General features: G+C 69.4%; 21 protein-coding genes and 1 tRNA gene. 7 read left to right on the top strand and 15 right to left on the bottom strand.

Going from position 1 to position 19596, the window contains the following annotated elements:
• Positions 1-101: 101 nt before the first annotated feature.
• From ACSF8R_RS03085 to ACSF8R_RS03055, 7 genes are read right to left on the bottom strand one after another with little or no spacing between them, the layout of a single operon-like run.
• A complete protein-coding gene (locus ACSF8R_RS03085; RefSeq protein ID WP_434810363.1) occupies positions 102-518 on the bottom strand; it encodes a pilus assembly protein TadG-related protein in 417 nt (138 codons plus the stop codon).
• Positions 506-937 (bottom strand): TadE/TadG family type IV pilus assembly protein, encoded by a 432-nt coding sequence (locus ACSF8R_RS03080; protein ID WP_434810362.1) that lies wholly within the window; start codon positions 935-937, stop codon positions 506-508. The genes ACSF8R_RS03085 and ACSF8R_RS03080 overlap by 13 nt, the downstream gene beginning before the upstream one ends.
• A 4-nt stretch (positions 938-941) precedes the next feature.
• Entirely contained in the window at positions 942-1331 is a 390-nt protein-coding gene (locus ACSF8R_RS03075) for a TadE family protein (RefSeq protein ID WP_434810361.1), read from the bottom strand.
• A 3-nt stretch (positions 1332-1334) separates the two neighbouring features.
• A complete protein-coding gene (locus tag ACSF8R_RS03070) occupies positions 1335-1538 on the bottom strand; it encodes a hypothetical protein (RefSeq protein WP_434810360.1) in 204 nt (67 codons plus the stop codon).
• Between the two features lie 33 nt (positions 1539-1571).
• Positions 1572-2483, bottom strand: coding sequence for a type II secretion system F family protein (locus ACSF8R_RS03065; RefSeq protein WP_434810359.1), 912 nt, complete (start codon positions 2481-2483; stop codon positions 1572-1574).
• Entirely contained in the window at positions 2480-3337 is an 858-nt protein-coding gene (locus ACSF8R_RS03060; protein WP_434810358.1) for a type II secretion system F family protein, read from the bottom strand. Before ACSF8R_RS03060 ends, ACSF8R_RS03065 begins: the two co-directional genes overlap by 4 nt.
• A complete protein-coding gene (locus tag ACSF8R_RS03055; protein WP_434810357.1) occupies positions 3334-4500 on the bottom strand; it encodes a CpaF family protein in 1167 nt (388 codons plus the stop codon). The genes ACSF8R_RS03060 and ACSF8R_RS03055 overlap by 4 nt, the downstream gene beginning before the upstream one ends.
• Before the next feature lie 110 nt (positions 4501-4610).
• Here ACSF8R_RS03055 and ACSF8R_RS03050 point away from each other — a divergent pair.
• Positions 4611-4692, top strand: a tRNA-Leu gene (locus ACSF8R_RS03050).
• A gap of 75 nt (positions 4693-4767) precedes the next feature.
• Positions 4768-5517 carry a DedA family protein gene (locus ACSF8R_RS03045; protein ID WP_434810392.1) on the top strand — a complete coding sequence of 250 codons (750 nt, stop codon included), beginning with the start codon at positions 4768-4770 and terminating at the stop codon, positions 5515-5517.
• Between the two features lie 6 nt (positions 5518-5523).
• On the opposite strand, the gene ACSF8R_RS03040 is transcribed toward ACSF8R_RS03045, so the two are convergent.
• Positions 5524-6384: a Ku protein gene (locus tag ACSF8R_RS03040; RefSeq protein ID WP_434810356.1), complete on the bottom strand. Its 861-nt coding sequence runs from the start codon at positions 6382-6384 to the stop codon at positions 5524-5526.
• A 51-nt stretch (positions 6385-6435) separates the two neighbouring features.
• On the opposite strand from ACSF8R_RS03040, the gene ACSF8R_RS03035 reads away from it, so the two are divergent.
• Complete coding sequence (locus ACSF8R_RS03035) at positions 6436-8808, top strand: ATP-dependent DNA ligase (protein WP_434810355.1); 2373 nt, start codon at positions 6436-6438, stop codon at positions 8806-8808.
• 6 nt (positions 8809-8814) lie between these two features.
• Here ACSF8R_RS03035 and ACSF8R_RS03030 read toward each other — a convergent pair whose 3' ends face one another.
• The 4 genes from ACSF8R_RS03030 to murI all read right to left on the bottom strand — a co-directional run bounded on the left by ACSF8R_RS03030 (position 8815) and on the right by murI (position 12043).
• Positions 8815-9720, bottom strand: a complete 906-nt coding sequence (locus ACSF8R_RS03030; protein ID WP_434810354.1) for a cation diffusion facilitator family transporter — start codon at positions 9718-9720, stop codon at positions 8815-8817.
• An 88-nt stretch (positions 9721-9808) separates the two neighbouring features.
• Positions 9809-10405, bottom strand: coding sequence for an RdgB/HAM1 family non-canonical purine NTP pyrophosphatase (gene rdgB / locus ACSF8R_RS03025; protein ID WP_434810353.1), 597 nt, complete (start codon positions 10403-10405; stop codon positions 9809-9811).
• 29 nt (positions 10406-10434) lie between these two features.
• Complete coding sequence (gene rph / locus ACSF8R_RS03020) at positions 10435-11169, bottom strand: ribonuclease PH (RefSeq protein WP_434810352.1); 735 nt, start codon at positions 11167-11169, stop codon at positions 10435-10437.
• Positions 11170-11218: 49 nt separating this feature from the next.
• Entirely contained in the window at positions 11219-12043 is an 825-nt protein-coding gene (gene murI / locus ACSF8R_RS03015; protein WP_434810351.1) for a glutamate racemase, read from the bottom strand.
• Between the two features lie 75 nt (positions 12044-12118).
• Between murI and ACSF8R_RS03010 the strand changes: the two genes are divergently transcribed.
• Positions 12119-13447, top strand: a complete 1329-nt coding sequence (locus ACSF8R_RS03010; RefSeq protein WP_434810350.1) for a nicotinate phosphoribosyltransferase — start codon at positions 12119-12121, stop codon at positions 13445-13447.
• A gap of 2 nt (positions 13448-13449) precedes the next feature.
• Here ACSF8R_RS03010 and ACSF8R_RS03005 read toward each other — a convergent pair whose 3' ends face one another.
• From ACSF8R_RS03005 to ACSF8R_RS02995, 3 genes are all read right to left on the bottom strand, one after another.
• A complete protein-coding gene (locus ACSF8R_RS03005; RefSeq protein ID WP_434810349.1) occupies positions 13450-13716 on the bottom strand; it encodes a DUF3039 domain-containing protein in 267 nt (88 codons plus the stop codon).
• A 66-nt stretch (positions 13717-13782) separates the two neighbouring features.
• Positions 13783-15330: a hypothetical protein gene (locus ACSF8R_RS03000; RefSeq protein ID WP_434810348.1), complete on the bottom strand. Its 1548-nt coding sequence runs from the start codon at positions 15328-15330 to the stop codon at positions 13783-13785.
• Positions 15306-16316 (bottom strand): ABC transporter ATP-binding protein, encoded by a 1011-nt coding sequence (locus ACSF8R_RS02995; protein ID WP_434810347.1) that lies wholly within the window; start codon positions 16314-16316, stop codon positions 15306-15308. The genes ACSF8R_RS03000 and ACSF8R_RS02995 overlap by 25 nt, the downstream gene beginning before the upstream one ends.
• Positions 16317-16526: 210 nt before the next feature.
• Between ACSF8R_RS02995 and ACSF8R_RS02990 the strand changes: the two genes are divergently transcribed.
• From ACSF8R_RS02990 to ACSF8R_RS02980, 3 genes are read left to right on the top strand one after another with little or no spacing between them, the layout of a single operon-like run.
• A complete protein-coding gene (locus tag ACSF8R_RS02990; RefSeq protein WP_434810346.1) occupies positions 16527-17219 on the top strand; it encodes an NTP transferase domain-containing protein in 693 nt (230 codons plus the stop codon).
• A gap of 26 nt (positions 17220-17245) precedes the next feature.
• The gene (locus ACSF8R_RS02985) at positions 17246-18217 is read left to right on the top strand and encodes a hypothetical protein (protein WP_434810345.1); all 972 of its coding nucleotides are present in this window, start codon (positions 17246-17248) and stop codon (positions 18215-18217) included.
• Between the two features lie 9 nt (positions 18218-18226).
• Positions 18227-19561 (top strand): maltokinase N-terminal cap-like domain-containing protein, encoded by a 1335-nt coding sequence (locus ACSF8R_RS02980; RefSeq protein WP_434810344.1) that lies wholly within the window; start codon positions 18227-18229, stop codon positions 19559-19561.
• Positions 19562-19596: the final 35 nt, after the last annotated feature.

Here is a 19596-nt window from a genome sequence, read left to right as displayed (position 1 = left end):
CGTCGCGACCGGGTTGATGGGAGTCGTCGGACTGCTCGGCGCCGCCGCATTCCTGCGCTGGGTGCCACGGTTCGTGCCCCGCCGCTGAACCGACGTCGCGGTCACCGCAATGCAGTGCGACTCGTCGCCGTTGCCTCCAGCGTGACCCCGTCGGGAACGAACAACGTCATGATGGGCGGACGCCACAGCCTCGAAACCGTCACCCGCGCGCTGGCGCCGTCGGGTGTCCGCGCATCGACGAGGGATGCCGAACCGTAGACGGCGACGATCTCGGACGCCTGCGCTTCGACGTCCGCATCGGTCAGACGCAGCACGGGCGCATCCGCGTCGCCCGCCAGTTCGAAGCCGTCTGATCCGGCGAGCGCGGCGGCGTCGGCGATCGCCTCGGTCCGTTTGTGGGCGAGATAGAGACTCGTGGCGTCGACGCACACCAGGATCAGCACGATCGCGAGCAGCGCGTAGCCGATCGTGAGCGGCAGGATGCTGCCCTCGTCGTCCGCCCCGTTCATCCTGTCCATGTGCGCGACACCTTCTGCACGGCGACCGCCTCGACCGGTACGCGTGCTGCCTGATCGATCCCCAGAAGCGGCGGGACGAGCGGGAGCGCGGCAGAGGCAGACACCGTCACGACGATGACCTCTCCCGGCGCCGGACACGCACCGCTCGTGGTGCACGACACATCGATCTCGATCGTCGACGGATCGATGCCGTACTCCTCGGCGACCGCGGTGACGATCCGGTCGGCGCGCGCGTCGCCCTCGGCGGCATCGGCTGCGGTCGCGATGCTTCGCGCGACGTGCCGTGCGGCCGATTCCACGCCCAGGGCGTGGGCCTGCAGCATCCCCAAGGTGACCACGAGATAGATCAGCGGCACCAGCATGACGACACCGGCGAGGATGAACTCGAGCGATGCCGACCCCGAATCGTCACCGCGCACTGCGTCATCCGAAGGATTCGACGGGCGCATGCGCCGTCACCTCCATCGACCGTGGGAGTCCGAGCAGACCGAACAGTGGCAGCCTCGCCGCGACCGTCACTTCGACTGTCGGCCCACCGAGAAGGTCGGTCTCTCGCACCACGACCGCGTCGACGATGTCCCCTCCGACGGTGTCAGCGACGACCGTGCGAGTACGGTCGGCGCCCTCACCGAGTGTCGTGTCGGCGAGCGCCGCGTGGTACGCGCCGTCGACAGCGGCGTCGTGCACGAGGTTGCGCACATAGACCGCCAGGCCGAACTGCACGACGGCGAACGTCAGCATCGTCAACAGCGCGCCGACCAGCACGAATTCGACGGGACTTGACCCGTCATCGTCGTCCCACAGCGCGCGCATGGTTCAGAAGCCGTCGACGCGATCGATCGCCTGCTCGAACAGACCCGCCAACGCGGGTCCCGCGAGCGCCCAGATGACGACGACCAGCCCTGCGGTCATCAGGGTGATGAGCACCCAGCCCGGCACGTCCCCGCGCTCATCCTCCCACGTGTCGGTCCAGACCAGACCCCACGCGGTGCGCAGGTGGCGGTACGTCTCACGGATCATGTCCGTCTCCTTTCGGATCTGTGTGTGGCGGGCTCAGCCGAGCCCGAGTCGAAGCATGACGATGCCGGGAAAGACGGCGAACAGCACCGACAACGGCAAGATGAGGAACACGAGCGGGAGCAGCATTTGGATCTCCTTGCGGCCGGCCTGCTCGATGAGGACGCGTTTCGCCTCTTCTCGTGCGTCGGATGCCTGCGCCTGCAGCACGGTCGCAAGTGGCGCGCCCCGCTCCACGGCCGCAATGAGGTGGTCCACCGCGCGAGAGAGCGCTGGCAGGTCGACCCGTCGGGCGAGTTCGGCCAGTGCGTCGGTCAACGTGGTGCCGGTGCCGGTGGCGAGTACGACGGCGCGCAGTTCGATTGTCAGCTCTCCCGAACCGACATCGCCCACCCGTCGGAGGGCATCGCGAAGCCCCTCGCCGGCCGCCAGGCACAGCGATAAGAACTCCAGCACCGTCGGGAGTTCCTCCTCGATCCGGGTCGTTCTGCGGCGCGCGGCGAGGGTGAGTCGGAAGTCATACAGTGCCGCCGCGGCGAAGCCCGACAACGGGGGCAGCAGCGCAAGTCCAGGCGACAGTCGGTCGGCCACCGCAAGCGCGACCACGAGGGCCGCCCCGGCCGCAGTGCCGGCGACAGCCCAGCCCAGCTGCCTGCCACGGAAGGCGACAGCGTCGGTCGACCACCCGGCCTGCCCGAGGCGTCGGTGCACCGACTCGACGCCACCGAATGTCGACACCCACCGGTCCCTGCGGTCGCGCCACGATCGCAGCGACGGCGCAAGCGGCGTGATCCCCTGCGGGTCGGACACATCGCGCACGTACGGTGCGATACGAGCAGCGAGCGTGGGCGCCGACCAACGAGGGATCCGCACCGCGGCCAGGAGCAGACCTGTCGCGAGCGCGCCCCCGAGGACGACAGCGAGCGCCACATCGACGAGGGCGGTCATCCGAACCACCGCCTGGGCTCGGGTAGTCGTCCAACCCGCAGCATGAGGCGGAATGCGACGACCGACACGACGGCGCCCGCGAGTACGACCGTCACTCCCTCCGCAGTCGCGTAGGCGCGCGCTCCTTCGGGCCGCAGTGACAGCAGGACGAGGATCACCCATGGCGCGACGACCCCGAGCACGGCTGCACCTCGGATCCACGACTGACGGGCCTCGACTTCAGCGCGAAGCGCGGCCTCGGCGCGGACGGCCGTCGACAGCGCGCGCAGCACGGCGGTCAGCTCGGTGCCGCCCACCTGGCGCGCCATGCGCAGGGTCTCCAGGATGCGATCGGCGACCGGATCGGCGAGCCGCGCCTTCAGTCGCAGCACGCTCGAATCGAAGTGCCCCGATGCAGCGATGTCGCCTGCGAACGACGCGAACGCAGGGCGGAGCGGCGCGGGCGCGACGGTCGCGAGCGCCGCGACCGCGTCCGGGAGCGATTGCCCCGCGCGGACCGACGAGATGAGCAGGTCGCACACATCTGGCCAGAGTGCACGTCTCGTGCGTCGCAGCCGTCGGGCACGCCCGCGCAGCCACGCGAAGGGCGCCGCGCCGCCGGCCACGACGGCGACGGCGGCGACCGCGGGCAGTCCCGTGACGAGCAGCCCCACCGAACCGGCGACGACGGCGCTTGCCGCGCCGATCGCGATCCACCTCCCTGTCGGCGTGTGCGCGAAACCGGCGCCCGCCAGAAGGCTGGTGAGTCGGTTCGACGCAGCGGCGCGCGGCGAGGCACTGCGCTGCGGCCAGAGCCACGGCGATGCGACGAGCAGGAGGCCCGCCGCCAGGACGACACCCCACAGTGCCGTCATCGGCGCGCTCCCGACCACACGGGGCGCGTCTGAACCGTGTCGCCCTCGACACGACCGGTCGTCGCGACGATCTCCGCGACCCGGCGGTGCCCATCGCGATCTTTCGTGCAATGCACGACGAGGTCGACGCTGGATGCGATCGCCGGCAGGACGAAGCCATGGTCGATATTGCGCCCCGCCAGCAGCGGAAGTGCTGCGAGCTTGCGGAGCGCCTCGGTCGCCGAATTGGCGTGGATCGTCGCCGCGCCCGGCACACCAGTGTTCAACGCCAGCAGCAGGTCGAGCGCCTCTGCATCACGCACTTCGCCGACGACGAGCCTGTCGGGGCGCATGCGCAGCGCCTCCTTCACGAGCCTGCGCAGGCTGATCTCGCCGGTGCCCTCCAGACTGGGCTGTCGGCCCTGCAGCGAGACGACATCGGGTGCCCGCAGGTCGAGCTCGAACGTCTCCTCGACGGTCACGATGCGATGATCCGACGGGCACGCACCGATCAGCGCGCCGAGCATCGTCGTCTTCCCCGCGTGGGTCGCGCCGGATACGAGCACACTCCGCCCGTCGCGCATCGCGGCGGTCAACACCTCCGCTGCTTCGCGATCGAGTGAGCCGGCGCCGACGAGCGCGTCGAGTCCGCGGTAGGCGCGGAGGAACTTTCGGATGTTGACGGCCCAGTGGCGTCGGGTCACATCGGGAATGACGACGTGAAGCCGCGATCCGTCGGGCAGCGATGCGTCGACGAACGGCTGACTCAGATCGACGCGCCGCCCGGTCGCGTGCAGCATCCGCTCGACGAGCTCCCGCACGGCGGTCTCGGTGAGCACGAACGGCGCCCGCTCGCTGCGTCCGTGTCGGGCGACATAGACCTTGTCGGGGGCGTTGATCCAGATCTCCTCGACCTCAGGATCCTCCAGCAGCACCTGCAGCGGCCCGAAGCCGGCGACGAGCGCAAGCACGTCGCGTACGCACGACGCCTCATCGTCGATCGGCGCCGCGCCGCGGGCCGGTGCGAAGTCATTGTGGCGCCGTACTTCGGCCTGCACGATCGCCTTGGCTCGCGCAGGATCGCGCGCGGGATCGGTCTGCTCCTCACGAAGCCGGTCACGAACGCGTTCGGCAACGGCGATCGTGGCGGGTTCAGCGGTCGCCGAGGCGTGCGCGAGGGACATGCCAGCATCCTGACAAGACGGCGGCCCTTGGCGTTCGGGTTATCCACAGGTGCGGATTCGGGTGATCCCCAGGGTGGGCGGTCACAGCCCGCCGATAGACTGATCACCGCGCGGGAGTGGTGAAATTGGCAGACACGCAGGATTTAGGTTCCTGTGCCTTCGGGCGTGTGGGTTCAAGTCCCACCTTCCGCACGGATCGGGGCGACCTGCCCCTCGACGCCGATCGAAACGACCGACGGGAACCCAGTGCTCGACCTCGCCATCCACATGCCCACCGCGCTCATCCCGTGGTTGGACCCGGAGCAGATCATCAGCGCCGCAGGCCCGTGGGCCCTGCTGGTCGTCTGCTTCATCGTCTTCGCCGAGACCGGCCTGCTCGTGGGATTCCTGCTGCCGGGCGACACGCTGCTGATCATCGCCGGGCTCCTCTCGCACAGCCAGCCGTACGCGCCCGAAGGCGTGTTCGGGCTGAGCGTATGGTGGGTCGCGCTGCTCATCGGCCTCGCCGCGTTCGTCGGCGGTGAGGTGGGATACATCATCGGCCACAAGGGCGGGCCGGCCATCTTCGAGCGCAAAGAATCCGGCTTGTTCAGCCGCAAGAACGTCGAGCGCACCAACGCGTTCTTCGAGCGGTATGGCGGCCTCACGATCATCCTCGCCCGCTTCGTGCCGATCGTGCGCACCTTCGCCCCGGTTGCTGCCGGCGTCGGCCACATGCACAAGGGCAAGTACACGCTCTACAACTTCATCGGCGCCGTCATCTGGGGCTTCGGCCTCACCATGTTCGGGTACGTCATCGGCTTCATTCCGCCGGTCGCGTGGTTCGTCCGCGAATACATCGACCTCATCCTGCTCGCCGCGGTCGGCGGCACCGCGCTGGTGACGCTGTGGCACTACTTCGCCGAGCGCCGTAAGGCACGCAAAGCCGCCGCGGCGGGCGAAGACGTCGTCACCGACCACGACGAGGCCGAGGCGCTGCGTCTGGACCAGAAGCACTTCGACCAGCAGCCCGACTGACCTCGGTCAGGATGCCTTCGAGGCCTTCTTCTTCGCCTTCGCCGGCTTGTCTTCGGCCCCATCGCCGACATCCTCGCCCCGCGCGGCGCGAGATCGTTCGACGCTGGCGCGAAGCGCCGCCATGAGGTCGATGACCTCCCCGGAGCCCGCCTCCTCGCGCTCGCCGAACGTCTCCGACGTGTCGAGCGCGTCGCCCTGGTCGAGCTTCGCGTCGATGAGGGTGCGCAGCTCCTGCTGGTACTCGTCGGTGAAGCGATGCGGGTCGAAGTCGGCCGAGAAGCTGTCGACGAGGGATGCCGAGAGCTCCAGTTCCTTCTCCGAGATCTTCACGGGCTCATCGAGCGACGGGAATGCGGCTTCGCGCACCTCGTCGGCCCAGAGCAGCGTCTGCAGCACGAGCACGTCGCCGCGCACCCGGAGGGCGGCCAGACGCGTCTTCTGCCGCAGCGTGAAGCGCACGATAGCGGTGCGGTCGGTGCGCTCGAGCGTCTGCCGCAGCAGGACGTACGCCTTCGGCGAGGCGGAGTCCGGCTCCAGGTAGTACGGCTTGTCGAGGGTGAGGAGGTCGATCTGCTCGCTCGGCACGAACTCGACGACGTCGATCTCGCGGGTGCGTTCGGCCGGGAGCGAGGCGATGTCGTCCTTGGTCAGCACGACGGTGCGCTCCCCGTCGTCGTAGGCCTTGTCGATGTCGGCGTACGGCACGACCTCGCCGTCGATCTCGCAGATGCGCTGGTATCGGATGCGGCCGCCGTCGGCGGCGTGCACCTGGTGCAGCGGCACGTCGTGGTCCTCGATGGCCGAATACACCTTGACCGGCACGTTGACCAGACCGAAGGTCAGCGCACCCTTCCAGATCGCTCTCATCACACCAGTACACACCGTTCACAGCCGTCTGTGCCAGATAGCCTTGCCGCCATGGCCGCAGAACAGCTCGTCGAGGTGGAGGGGCGTCGCCTGCGCCTCAGCAATCTCGACAAGGTGCTCTACCCCGCGACCGGCACCACCAAGGGCGAGGTGATCGACTACTACAGCCGTGTCGCCCCGCTCATGCTCCCCCACCTGAAGGACCGCCCGGTCACCCGCAAGCGGTGGCCGGAGGGCACCGATCACGAGCCGTTCTTCGCGAAGGATCTCGAACGCGGCGCGCCCGCGTGGCTGCGGCGCTTTCCGATCGATCACTCCACCGGCGCGAAGGACTACCCGCTGGTCGACGACCTGTCGGGGCTCGTCTACCTCGCACAGGTCGCGAGTCTCGAACTGCACGTGCCCCAGTGGCGGTTCGACCGCGACGGCAGGCGGCTGGGCCCTGACCGGCTCGTGCTCGATCTCGACCCGGGCCCGGGCGTCGGGCTGGCCGAGTGCGCACAGGTCGCCCACTGGGCGCGAGCCGTGCTCAGCGACCTCGGCATGGACCCGGTGCCGGTCACGAGCGGCAGCAAGGGCATCCACCTGTACGCACCGCTGGACGGCACCCGATCCAGCGACGACATCTCGGCATTCGCGAAGGAGCTCGCGAGGCTCCTGGAGGCCGACCATCCCGACCTCGTCGTCAGCAAGATGGCGAAGGCCTCGCGCGGCGGCAAGGTGTTCCTCGACTGGAGTCAGAACAACGGATCGAAGACGACGATCGCACCGTATTCGCTGCGCGGGCGTGCCGAGCCGACCGTCGCCGCACCCCGCACGTGGGATGAGCTCGATGACCCGGCGCTGCGGCACCTCTCCTTCGCAGACATGCTCGAGCGGCTCCCCGACACCGGCGACCTGCTGGCATCCCTCGCACCTGTCGCGCGCGACCCCCTCGCCGTCTACATCTCGAAGCGTGTCGCCGATCGCACGCCCGAACCGGTGCCGTCCTCGCCGGCCGCAGGCCGCTCGGTCACGGACCAGCTGCGGTTCGTGGTGCAGGAGCACCACGCCAGCCGGCTCCACTACGACCTGCGGTTGGAACGGGACGGGGTGCTGGTGAGCTGGGCGGTCCCGAAAGGGATACCCGAATCGGTCGACCGCAACCACCTCGCGGTCATGACCGAGCCGCACCCGCTGGAGTACCTCACCTTCCACGGCACGATCCCCGCCGGCGAATACGGTGCCGGCACGATGACGGTGTGGGACACCGGCACGTACGAGGCCGAGAAGTGGCGTGACGACGAGGTCATCTTCACCCTCACGGGGCGCGCCGACGGCCCGACGGGCACAGTGCGCCTCGCCCTGATCCGCACCTCCGGCGACGGCGAGAAGTCCACATGGCTGCTGCACCGCATGAAGGATGCCGCGGCCCGTGCCCCGCAGGCGCCCCGAGCACCGGCTGCATCCCGCGGCGCGACGGGCCCGATGCTGGCAACCGCGGCGACCCCCGCATCGGCGGCCCGAGCCGCCGACCGATGGGGCGCTGAGCCGTGGGTCGAGTTCAAGTGGGACGGCATCAGGGCGATGGGCTCGTGGGACGGCCGCCGGCTGCGCCTGCGGGCACGCAGCGGCACTGACATCACGGCCCGCTATCCGGAGCTGACCGCCGCCGACCTGGGCCTGGGCGACCTGCCGCTGGAACTCGATGGCGAGATCGTGGCAATGGATGCCGCGGGGCGACCGAGCTTCTCACGCCTGCAGAACCGCATGCACCTCACCAAGCCGCGCGAGGTCGAGCGCGAGGCGGTCCGCACGCCGATCAGCTACCTGCTCTTCGATGTGCTGCGGGTCGGTGACGACGACGTCGCGGCACTCCCGCTCGCGCAGCGCCGTCGACTGCTCGAGCAGGCCACCGTCGATGTGGCACCCGTCGTCGTCGTGCCACCGGTCGCGACCGACGTCGCAGCCGCCCTCGAAACAGCTCGCGCGATGGACCTGGAGGGACTGGTCGTGAAAGATCCCCGCTCGGCCTATCGGCGCGGTCAGCGCAGCGAGCAGTGGCTGAAGGTGAAGCTCACCCGCACACAGGAAGTCGTGATCGGCGCTATCCGACCGGGACGCGGCGGCCGCACCGGATCGATCGGATCGCTGCTGCTCGGCATCCCCGGCGACGACGGGCTACGATACGTCGGCCGTGTCGGTTCGGGATTCAGCGATGCGACGCTCGCCCGACTCGAAGCAGCGCTCGAGCCGTTGCGCACCGAGGCCTCACCGTTCCTCGACGTGCCGCGCGAAGACGCCGCCGACGCCCTCTGGGTGCGCCCCGAACTGGTCGCCGAGGTGACCTTCGCCGAATTCTCACCCAGCGGCAGCCTCCGTCACGCGGTGTGGCGGGGCCTACGACCCGACGTGTCGCCGGAGGACGTGCGCCGCGAGTCCTGATCCGCGTCAGTGCGCGTCGTGCTCGAGGTGCCCGGCGGGCTCGAGCTGGAACGTCGAATGCTCGACGTCGAAGTGCTCCGCCAGGCAGGACTGCAACTGCGCGAGCAGCGCGCCGGAGCGCCCGGATGCGAGCGCCAGATCGTCGACGACGACATGCGCCGTGAACACCGGCTGGCCGCGCGTGAGCTGCCACACGTGCACATCGTGCACGTCGACGACGCCGTCGGCCCCGAGGATGTGGTCGCGGATCTCCTGCACGTCGGTGCCCTTCGGCGCCCGCTCCCCCAGCACCGAGAACACTTCGCGCAACAGCGAGATCGCACGCGGCACGATCAGCACGGCGATCGCGAGCGAGGCCAGCGCGTCGGCCGGCATCCATCCGGTGAGCGCGATAACGATCGCCGCGACGATGACCATCGCCGAACCGACGAGATCGCCGAGCACTTCGAGATACGCGCCCCGCACGTTGATGCTGTGCTTCTGCGCCGCCGACAGCAGGTAGAGCGCGACGCCGTTGGCGACGAGACCGATGAGTGCCACGACGAGCATGAGCCCGCCTTCGACCTCGATCTCGCTCGGGTTCAGCAGCCGCCCGATCGCCTCGACCGCGATCCACGCGCACAGCACGAGCAGGATGACGGCGTTCGCGAGCGCACCGAACACCTCGGCGCGCTGATACCCGTAGGTGTTGCGGTCGTTCGCGGGACGGGCGGCGATGATGCTCGCGATGAGCGCGATCACGAGCGCCGAGCTGTCGGTGAACATGTGCGCGGCGTCCGCGAGCAGCGCGAGCGAACCAGTGAGGATCGCGCCGATGATCTGCACGACCATGACGGTCGCCGTCAGGGTGAGTGAGACGGCCAGCAGGCGCTGGTTGCTTGCGCCACGGATGCCGGGGGCGTGATCGTGCATGTCACCACGCTACGGTCGGCACACCTGCATTCCAGGCCGTTTCGCGCAGTCGGGAATGAGTGTGATTCTCACTTCCGGCGCGCGCGCCTCACAGGTTGGCCAGCAAGGGCACGAGCGCGCGGAAGGCGCGGGCACGGTGCGAGACGGCGTTCTTCTCGTCGGCGGTCCATTCGCCGACGGTCCGCTCGGGAGCGTTCTGCCCGTCCGGGATGAACACCGGGTCGTACCCGAACCCGCCGGCACCCGATGCCGCCGTGGCCAGCCGCCCGGGCCAGCGCCCCTCGACGACGTGCTCGGCGCCGCCGGGAGTGACGAGCGCGATCACCGAAACGAACTGCGCGGCGCGATGCGGGTCGGCGATATCGGAGAGCTGGTCGAGGAGCAGGTCGCGGTTTGCCACGGCATCCTTCGCATGCCCCGCCCAATACGCCGAGAACGCGCCGGGCGCGCCCCCAAGCGCGTCGACCGCGATGCCGGAGTCATCGGCGAGCGCCGGCAGCCCGGTATGGGCCGCTGCGGCGCGTGCTTTGATGAGCGCGTTGGCCGCGAACGTCACGCCGTCCTCGACCGGCTCTGGCCCGTCGTACCCGACAACCTCGAGGTCGGGCCGGGTCGCCGCGACGATCGCGCCGAACTCCTGAACTTTGTGCGGGTTGTGGGTCGCGAGGACGATCTGCGCGGTCATGGCGTCGGTTTCTCAGGAGTTGCGCACGATCAGGATGCGAGCGCCGCAGTCTGCTGGTCGCGCAGGTCGGCACAGCCGGCGACACCCAGGTCGAGCAGCGCATCGAGCTCGCGCTTGTCGAACGGCGCACCTTCGGCGGTGCCCTGCACCTCGACGAACAGGCCGCGGCCGGTCACGACGACGTTCATGTCGGTCTCGGCGCGAACATCCTCGACATAGGCGAGGTCGAGCATCGGCTCGCCGTCGATGATGCCCACCGACACCGCGGCGACGGAGTCGATCAGCGGCGTCGAGTTCTTGCCGATGTGGCCCTTGCCGCGTCCCCACTCGATGGCATCCGCCAGCGCGACGTAAGCGCCCGTGATCGCGGCGGTGCGGGTGCCGCCGTCGGCCTGCAGCACGTCGCAGTCGATGACGATCGTGTTCTCGCCGAGCGCCTTCGTGTCGACGACCGCGCGGAGGGCCCGCCCGATGAGGCGCGAGATCTCGTGCGTGCGGCCGCCGATGCGGCCCTTCACCGACTCGCGGTCACCGCGGGTGTTGGTGGCGCGCGGCAGCATCGCATACTCGGCGGTCACCCACCCCTTGCCCTTGCCGGTGAGCCAGCGCGGCACCCCTGCGGTGAACGACGCGGTGCACAGCACCTTGGTGCCGCCGAAGCTGATCAGCGCCGAGCCTTCGGCGTGGGTGCTCCAGCCGCGTTCGATCGTGACGGGGCGCAGCTGGTCGACGGTGCGACCGTCCTTGCGGATGGTGTCGGGCATCGGGTGCCTCCAGGGCTGGTCGGGTCCGCGTGCAGGCACGCGGGAGGGTTCAGGGGATGCGGGGGAGGTCGATCGCGCCGGTCTGCACGAGGCGCACGGACTGCACTTCGCGGCCCATGAGCCGGTGTGCGAGATCGAGAAAGTCGTCTGCCGAGTCGCCGGTGGCTTCGTAGACGTGCGACGCGGTCGCGTCGGGACCTGCGAGCAGGTCGCGCGAGACGAGTTGCCGATAGACGTCCTTGGCTGTCTCGGTGTCGCTGCTCACGAGCGAGACGTCGGGGCCGAGCACGTAGCTGATGGCGCCCTCGAGGAACGGGTAGTGCGTGCAGCCGAGCACGACGGTGTCGACGCCCGCGTGCCGCAGGGGCGCGAGGTACTCCTCGGCGACGGCGAGCACTTCAGGACTGCCGGTAACGCCCGCCTCGACGAACTCGACGAACCGCGGGCACGCCTGCCCGAACACGGTGAGGTCGGCGTTGACGCCGAGCATGTCCTGGTAGACGCCCGAGCCGATCGTGCCGAGCGTGCCGATCACGCCGATGCGGCGGTTGCGGGTCGTCGTGATGGCGGTGCGGACGGCGGGCCCGATCACTTCGACGACGGGCACGTCATAGCGTTCGCGCGCGTCGCGCAGCAGCGCCGCGGATGCCGTGTTGCAGGCGATCACGAGCATCTTGACGCCCTCGTCCACGAGCGTGTCGAGCACTTCGAGTCCGTAGCGGCGAACGTCAGCGATGGGCTTGGGGCCGTACGGCGAGTGGGCCGTGTCGCCGATGTAGCGGATGGATTCGCGCGGCAGCAGCTGTGAGACGGCGCGTGCGACGGTGAGTCCACCGACCCCGGAGTCGAAGATCCCGATCGGCGCATCCGTCACGGTCGTCCAGCCTACCCGCCGACGCCCACAGTCCGTCGCTGCACGCGGTGCCGCGCCCACCTCTAGGCTGAGCGCATGAGTGCGAGCACGGCGCTGTTGACCGACCGATACGAGTTGACGATGGTGGATGCCGCACTACGCGACGGGACCGCGCACCGCCCGAGCGTCTTCGAACTGTTCGGCAGGCGCCTGCCGGGGGCACGACGTTTCGGTGTCGTCGCCGGCACCGGGCGCCTGCTGTCGCACCTGCGGGAGTTCCGATTCGGCGATGACGAGCTGAAGTTCCTGCGAGACGAGCGGGTTGTCAGCGATGAGACCCTCGCCTACCTCGCCGACTTCCGCTTCACCGGCACGATCACCGGCTATCGCGAGGGCGAGCTGTACTTCCCCGGCTCCCCCATTCTCACCGTCGAGGGAACGTTCGCCGAGGCGGTCATCCTCGAGACACTGGCGCTCAGCATCCTCAACCACGACTCGGCCGTCGCCAACGCGGCGGCGCGCATGAGCGTGGCCGCCGGCGACCGTCCCCTCGCCGAGATGGGCTCGCGCCGCGCGGCCGAGCAGTCTGCGATCGCGGCCGCCCGCGCCGCGTACATCGCGGGGTTCGGCGCAACGAGCAACCTGGAGGCGGGTCGCACGTGGGGCATCCCCACGATGGGCACTGCGGCGCATTCGTGGACACTGCTGCACGAGACCGAGGAGGACGCGTTCCGCAGTCAGATCGATGCACTCGGCCTCGACACGACGCTCCTCATCGACACCTACGACATCCGGCAGGGCGTCGAGACCGCGATCCGCGTCGCCGGCACCGGCCTGGGCGGCGTCCGCATCGACTCCGGCGACCTTCCCACGGTTGCGGCCGCCGTCCGCGAACAGCTCGACGCGCTCGGGGCGACCGGTACCAAGATCACCGTGACGAGCGACCTCGACGAGTTCGCGATCGCCGCGTTGGCGGCCTCACCCGTCGACGCGTACGGCGTCGGCACTTCGGTGGTCACGGGGTCGGGCGCGCCGACCGCCGGGATGGTCTACAAGCTCGTCGCACGCCAGGCGCAGGACGGCTCGTGGGTGTCGGTTGCGAAGGCATCGACCGACAAGTCCTCGAAGGGAGGCCGCAAGGCGGCGTTCCGCACACTGGATGCCGGCACCGCGACGCACGAGCTGATCTTGGTCGCCGATGGATTCGAGGCCGTACCAGCTGTCGCCGGCCGGGCGGAGGCGCGCGCGCTGCAGGTGACGTACGTCGAGCACGGCGAGATCGACGCCGCATTCGAGGGAACCGGTGGGGTCGCGGATGCACGCGCGCATCACGCCCGGGTGCGGGAGGAGTTGCCCGTCCGCGCGCTCGCGCTCAGCAGGTCGGACCCGGCGATCCCGACGGTCTACGAAGACGTCGAAGGCTGATCTCAGCCGGTCATCGATTCGTAGATCTCTTTGCAGGTGGGGCACACAGGGAACTTCTCGGGATCGCGCCCAGGCGTCCACTTCTTGCCGCACAGGGCACGCACCGGCTTGCCGGTGAGAGCGGATTCGAGGATCTTGTCCTTCTTCACATAGTGCGAGAACCGCTCGTGGTCGCCCGGTTCGATGTTCTCCTCGCGGATCAGCTCTTCGAGCTCGCGGTCGAGGGTCGCCAGACCCCCCTGGTCGGGGCTGTCGAGAGGAGTGCTCATGGCCCCGATTGTATCCGCGGCAGGGGCTCGGCGGTCGGTGCGCGACGCGCGGGGTACTGACGCCGGTCACGTCGAGGCCGCGAACTCCATCAGTCGTCCACTGCGTCGGCGGAACGCCCAGCCGCCGAGCACCACACCGAGCACGAGGGTCGAGCAGCCGATCACGAGGCCCGCGCGCAACGCGTCCCATGCGGCGTCGTCGGTACGGTCGAGCGCGAGCCAGGCGAGCCACAGCACGGGCAGGGTCAACGCGATCGCGACGACGAGAACGGCACCCTGCGCGAGCGCGCCACCGGTGCGCTGGGGCTGTTGGAAGGGACTGTCACCGGGCCGAGAAGCAGGATACGGAGCCAGCGCGCTCGCGACCGACGACGCACCCAACCCGCAGAGGAAGAGGCTGATGCACACGCCCGACATCGCGGGCAGCAGCGACCAACTGCCGTGGAGCATGATCGAGATCGACACCGCAGCAGCGAGCAGCGGGATCGAGATGAGGGTGACCGGGACGAGCCGACCGAGTCGATCCGAGACGCCCCGCACGCCGGCGGCGATGTGCATCCAGAGCGCAGTGGAGTCGTAGGCGAGATCGTTGTGCGCGAGCCAGCCGAGGAAGAGCGCCATGAGCGGTGCCGGAATGAGCGCGACGATCTGCATCGGCACGCCGACGATCAGCAGTGGAAGGACCGCGACCACCGCCGCGACGGGTATCACCGCGACGTTGACGAGGTAGCGTGCATCGCTGAACCAGTAGGTGAGGCTCCGCGCCGCGATGGCCCCGGTCGGGGTTCCCGGCGCGACGCCGAACCACCCCAGTCCGCGACGCTCCTTGCCGCTCACGGGCCGCGTCGTCGTGGTGAGCAGTCGTTCGACGAGCAGGAACCAGAGCGCGACGAGCAGGCCGACGACGAGCGCGGCGATGACGATCGACCAGCCACCGCCCGTCGTGCCGGGCGGCGCCCACGCCGCCCCGAGCGGCGTGATCGCGAGCACGTCGACGACCGCGAGCAGCGGAGCCGGCACCCTGCCGCGCCATTCGAGCGAGGCGAAGAAGATGCCGATGGGAACGACGACTGCCAACAGGGCGACGAGCATGAGGCCGGTCAGCTCCCGCGACCGCCGCTCCTGCAGCACGAGCGCACTGAGCGCCATCGACACCTTCACAGCAAGCACGCACGTCAGCACACCGAGCGCCGCCGACGCGGCAGCGAGGGGCCATGCAACCCCGTGCGCGGTCCACAGTGCGACCACGCTGACGCCGACCGCGATGAGACACAGCGAGGGCACGCTGAGCAGCGCGGCACCCGCCAGCACGGCCGCGAGCGGTCGCGGCTGCGCGCCGAACACGGCGAAGCGCCGAGGATCCAGTTGGTCCTCGAGCACACCCACGAGTGGGGCGGCCACGCACGCGAGCACGACCACCGACCCGGTCAGCACGACTGCGGTCTGCGCCACCGCCGCCGACGCGTCCCGGAGGGAGAGCACAACGGTGCACACGACGATCGTGAGCGCGATCGCCCCGATGAACAGGAGCGCGGCGCGCAGTGCCGTCCTCGGACCCCCGCGGAAGGCGCCTGCGAACAGCGCGAGCCTCAGTCGGAGAACGTGTGCAGCCACTCCAGGCCCTCCACGTCGCTGAGGCCGCCGGCGAGCTCGACGAATCGCTGTTCGAGCGTCAACTCGCCGCGCACGTCCTCGACCGCACCTTCGGCCAGCACCTGGCCGGCGACGATGACAGCGACCCCGGTGCAGACCCGTTCGACGAGGTCCATGCCGTGGCTCGAGAGCACGACAGTCCCGCCGTGGTCCACATAGGTCTTCAGGATGTCGAGGATGACCGCGCTCGAGACGGGGTCGACGGCCTCGAACGGCTCATCCAGAACGAGCAGCCGCGGCGAGTGGATGAGGGCGCCCGCCAGCATGATCTTCTTCGTCATGCCGGCCGAATAGTCCGAGACGGGCCGCTGGAGCGCATCGACCAGGTCGAACGCGCGGGCGAGGTCACGGGTCCGGGTGTCGACGACGCCGGCGTTCACCCCGCGCAGCACACCGTAGTAGTGGAGAAGCTGGCGCCCGGTGAGTCGATCGAAGGTGCGGAGCCGGTCGGGCAGCACACCCATCCGCTGCTTCGCTTCGCGAGGGCGGGCGACGAGGTCGACGCCGCCGATTTCGACGCGGCCCGCATCGGGGCGAAGAAGCCCGGCCACCATTGACAAGGTCGTGGTCTTGCCTGCGCCATTCGGACCGACGATGCCGTAGAAGCTTCCCGCGGGCACGACCAGGTCGATCGCGTCGACCGCCTTCGTCCCGCCGTACCACTTGGTCACACCGGTCAGGCGCAACGCCGGCGTGTCGGTTGTCCCCTCACGCTCCGGCTCAGCCAGAAGAAGCGGTGCTGCGGGCTCCGGCTCGGTGACGCGCTCGACGATCGGGTCGAGCACATCGACGACATCGACGAGCTTCGGCGCGGGGGGTGCAGTCTGCGCCGCCGGGCGCCCTGCTGCCTCCGCCGCGGACATCGACGGCAGCGGCGGCCGGTCGGCGGGTGCCGCGATGGGGGCGACGTCCGGGTCGTCCTGGGGAAGCGGCAGGGAGGCGGTCACCCCTCCACGCTAGCAAGGCGCTCTCAACACGTTCCCGGGGATCCCCCGCGAACCGCGGCGCCCGTGCCCACAATCGATACGATGATCACGAATCAGCAACGGCACGCTCACTGTCTGCGGGTTCCCAGGTGCCGTCGCTAGCATGGTCGCGGCACGAAGGAGTGTCCTCTCGTCGAACGTACGACAAACACTTTCCCCGAGGAGATCGCCTTGACCATCAACACCGTCATCCTTGCTGCGGGCATGGGCTCGCGCCTGGGCCGCAGTCTCCCGAAGCCGCTCACCGAGCTTTCGGACGGCCGCACCATCATGGGCCAGCAGCACGACAACATCCGCGCCGCGTTCGGTGACGCCGCCCGCATCACGACTGTCGTCGGCTACCGTGCCGAGACGATCGTCGAGGCCTTCCCCGCCGCGACGTATGTGTACAACGACCGTTACGACCAGACGAACACGTCAAAGAGCCTGCTGCGCGCCCTCAAGGCGACCGGCAAGGGCGGCGTGCTCTGGATGAACGGCGACGTGGTCTTCGACCCCCGCATCCTGGGTCGCGCGATCGCGCTGATCGAGCGCGATCAGTCGTTCGTCACCGTCAACACCGCGAAGGTCAGCGACGAAGAGGTCAAATACACCGTCGACGCCGAGGGCTTCATCGCTGGACTGTCGAAGACGGTCAAGGGCGGCATCGGCGAGGCTGTCGGCATCAACTACATCTCGGCACGCGACAAGAAGGCCTTCATCGCACAGTTGAGCCGTGTCGACGATCAGGACTACTTCGAACGCGGCCTCGAACTCGCCATCGCTGAGAACGGCCTCCTGCTCGAGCCGATGGACATCTCCGACCTGTACGCCGTCGAGGTCGACTTCGCTGAGGACCTCGAGCGGGCGAACCTGTTCGTCTGACACGAGCCTCTGAGCCCGGCATCGACATGGCCGAGGTCCACCGGATCCATTCCCTTCCCGACGGCGCCCCCTGGAGCGGAGGGTTGCCTCCTGAGGGCTCCGAGGAGCATCCTCGGACGATTCGAGCGCTCGATCGTATCCTCGCCGTTCAGCGCCCGGTCGTCGTCGCGCACCTGCGCAGCATCAGACTGCGACACCCCGATGCGACCACGGAGCAGATCGGGCGGATGCTCGAACGGCGCTATCTGACCGCGGTCACGACCGGAGGCGCAGCCGTCGGCGCGACCGCGGTGGTGCCGGGCATCGGCACCGGCATCACGCTCGCCTTGAGCGGCGTCGAGACGGTCGGCTTCCTCGAGGCGACGGCGCTGTACGCGCAATCCCTCGCAGAACTCCACGGCATCCGTGTCGAGAACCCAGATCGGGCGCGCGCGCTCGTGCTCACCCTCATGCTCGGGCAGGAGGGCGTCTCACTCGTCTCGCAATTGGCGCGCCAGGCCACCGGCAAAGGCAGCACCCGTTCGTCGTATTGGGGCGAGCTGGTGACCAAGTCGCTCCCGCGTGCAGCGATGGGCCCGCTCGTGGATCGCCTCAAGACCGAGTTCATCAAGCAGTTCGCCGCCCGCGGCGGCGCATCCTTCCTCGGCAAGGCCCTCCCGTTCGGGATCGGCGCAGCGGTCGGCGGCGCCGGCAACCACATCCTCGGCCGTCGCGTGGTCGTCGGATCCCGCAAGGCGTTCGGCACGCCGCCGACGCACTTTCCCAGTGAGCTGGAGCCGCGCGAAGGCGCTGCGCGCGTCGAGGCGCGGGCTGCGGGTGGCATCCGTCGCGCCGGTGGCGCCGTCGTCGAAGCCGGCAGACGCGTCGGCGAGGGCGTTTCGAATCTCGTCCCGAAGCGTCGCCTCGCTCCCGATGACACCGTCGAGGCGCCCCCGATCGGCGATGACGACGCGACACGCGGAGCGGTCGATGTGTCGGAGAGGCCCGGGACGTCCTAGTCTCGTGGGATGGATCGCACGCTGGCGAGTCTGGCCGGGTGGATGCCCCGCCAGCGGTGGTATACGTCGGCGACCCGCGCACCGCGGCTGACGATGCTCGGCTCGTGGGAGCTGCCATCGGATGAGAGCGGCGTGACGATCCGCACGCATCTCCTGCTCGACGAGAGCGTCTCCCCCGCCGTCACCTATCAGGTTCCGGTCGTCCTGCGACCGTTCGCTCCGGATCGAGGACACGTCATCGACCACCCCGAGCCCGATGTCGTCGTGATCGATGGACCGCACGACCCCGCGTACACGCGCGCACTGCTTCGGCTGATCACGGCGGACGGTGACGCACGCGGCGACGGTGCATCGGCGGCCGGACACAGCAGCGCCCCCACCCCCGGCATGGCTGCCGCCTCCCGTGTGCTCACGGGCGAGCAGTCGAACACATCGATCATCTACACGCCCGCAGACGGCGGCCAGCCGGTCATCTGCAAGCTGTACCGGCAACTGCACCCCGGCCTCAACCCCGACATCGAACTGCAGACCGCCCTTGCCGCAGGCGGATCACCGCACACCCCCACCACCTTCGGGTGGGCAGAGGGCACCTGGACCACGCGGGACGGTGCCTGGGTGACCGGCTCGCTCGCGTTCGCGCAGGAGTTCGTGCAGGACGGCGAAGATGCATGGCGCGTCGCGTTGCGCGCCGCGCACGACGGAGAAGACTTCACCGACAGTGCCCGCGCATTGGGAGCTGCCGTCGCCGGCGTCCACGCCGCCCTGGCCGCCGCCCTGCCCACGAGCGAGCCTGACGATGCCGACCGCGAGGCCGCACAGCGGGTGTGGGAGCGGCGCCTGGGCATCGCGGTCTCCGAAGTGCCGGCCCTCGCCGAGCATCGGGAGGCGATCGAGCACGTGTACCGCACCGCCGGCGGTACGACCTGGCCGCGCCTGCAGCGGATCCACGGCGATCTGCATCTCGGACAAGTGCTCCATTCCCGCAATCGGGGCTGGATCGTGCTCGACTACGAGGGCGAACCGATGCGACCCATGCGGGAGCGGATGCGCCCCGACATCGCGTTGCGTGACATCGCCGGCATGCTGCGCTCCTTCGACTACGTCGCCGGATCGCTCGAATCCGACGAGCCGGCCTCTGATGCAGAACGCACACAAGCGTGGGCGGCGTCCGCGCGGGCCGCGTTCATCGAGGGATACGACGATGTCGCGGGTCGAGCGTCCCGGGGACCACTGCTCGACGCGTTCGAGCTCGACAAGGCCGTGTACGAGGCGATCTATGAGGCTCGCAACCGTCCCACGTGGCTCGCGATCCCGTTGCGCGCGATCGAACGGCTGCTGAACTGACATCTGGCGACAGCCCGCCACGCACGGCAGACTGT

This window comes from Microbacterium sp. bgisy189 (genome assembly GCF_965345345.1).
Classification (GTDB): domain Bacteria; phylum Actinomycetota; class Actinomycetes; order Actinomycetales; family Microbacteriaceae; genus Microbacterium.
The sequence above is the reverse complement of the archived record's forward strand: the minus strand, read 5'-3'. Positions and strand labels throughout refer to the sequence as shown.

What these genes read in the sequence shown, in the direction of transcription:
- ACSF8R_RS03085 (WP_434810363.1), bottom strand. Translation starts at nt 518, where the DNA reads ATGGACAGGATGAACGGGGCGGACGACGAGGGCAGCATCCTGCCGCTC.
- ACSF8R_RS03075 (WP_434810361.1), bottom strand. Translation starts at nt 1,331, where the DNA reads ATGCGCGCGCTGTGGGACGACGATGACGGGTCAAGTCCCGTCGAATTC.
- ACSF8R_RS03070 (WP_434810360.1), bottom strand. Translation starts at nt 1,538, where the DNA reads ATGATCCGTGAGACGTACCGCCACCTGCGCACCGCGTGGGGTCTGGTC.
- ACSF8R_RS03065 (WP_434810359.1), bottom strand. Translation starts at nt 2,483, where the DNA reads ATGACCGCCCTCGTCGATGTGGCGCTCGCTGTCGTCCTCGGGGGCGCG.
- ACSF8R_RS03060 (WP_434810358.1), bottom strand. Translation starts at nt 3,337, where the DNA reads ATGACGGCACTGTGGGGTGTCGTCCTGGCGGCGGGCCTCCTGCTCGTC.
- ACSF8R_RS03055 (WP_434810357.1), bottom strand. Translation starts at nt 4,500, where the DNA reads ATGTCCCTCGCGCACGCCTCGGCGACCGCTGAACCCGCCACGATCGCC.
- ACSF8R_RS03045 (WP_434810392.1), top strand. Translation starts at nt 4,768, where the DNA reads ATGCCCACCGCGCTCATCCCGTGGTTGGACCCGGAGCAGATCATCAGC.
- ACSF8R_RS03040 (WP_434810356.1), bottom strand. Translation starts at nt 6,384, where the DNA reads ATGAGAGCGATCTGGAAGGGTGCGCTGACCTTCGGTCTGGTCAACGTG.
- ACSF8R_RS03035 (WP_434810355.1), top strand. Translation starts at nt 6,436, where the DNA reads ATGGCCGCAGAACAGCTCGTCGAGGTGGAGGGGCGTCGCCTGCGCCTC.
- ACSF8R_RS03030 (WP_434810354.1), bottom strand. Translation starts at nt 9,720, where the DNA reads ATGCACGATCACGCCCCCGGCATCCGTGGCGCAAGCAACCAGCGCCTG.
- rdgB (WP_434810353.1), bottom strand. Translation starts at nt 10,405, where the DNA reads ATGACCGCGCAGATCGTCCTCGCGACCCACAACCCGCACAAAGTTCAG.
- rph (WP_434810352.1), bottom strand. Translation starts at nt 11,169, where the DNA reads ATGCCCGACACCATCCGCAAGGACGGTCGCACCGTCGACCAGCTGCGC.
- ACSF8R_RS03010 (WP_434810350.1), top strand. Translation starts at nt 12,119, where the DNA reads ATGAGTGCGAGCACGGCGCTGTTGACCGACCGATACGAGTTGACGATG.
- ACSF8R_RS03005 (WP_434810349.1), bottom strand. Translation starts at nt 13,716, where the DNA reads ATGAGCACTCCTCTCGACAGCCCCGACCAGGGGGGTCTGGCGACCCTC.
- ACSF8R_RS02985 (WP_434810345.1), top strand. Translation starts at nt 17,246, where the DNA reads ATGGCCGAGGTCCACCGGATCCATTCCCTTCCCGACGGCGCCCCCTGG.
- ACSF8R_RS02980 (WP_434810344.1), top strand. Translation starts at nt 18,227, where the DNA reads ATGGATCGCACGCTGGCGAGTCTGGCCGGGTGGATGCCCCGCCAGCGG.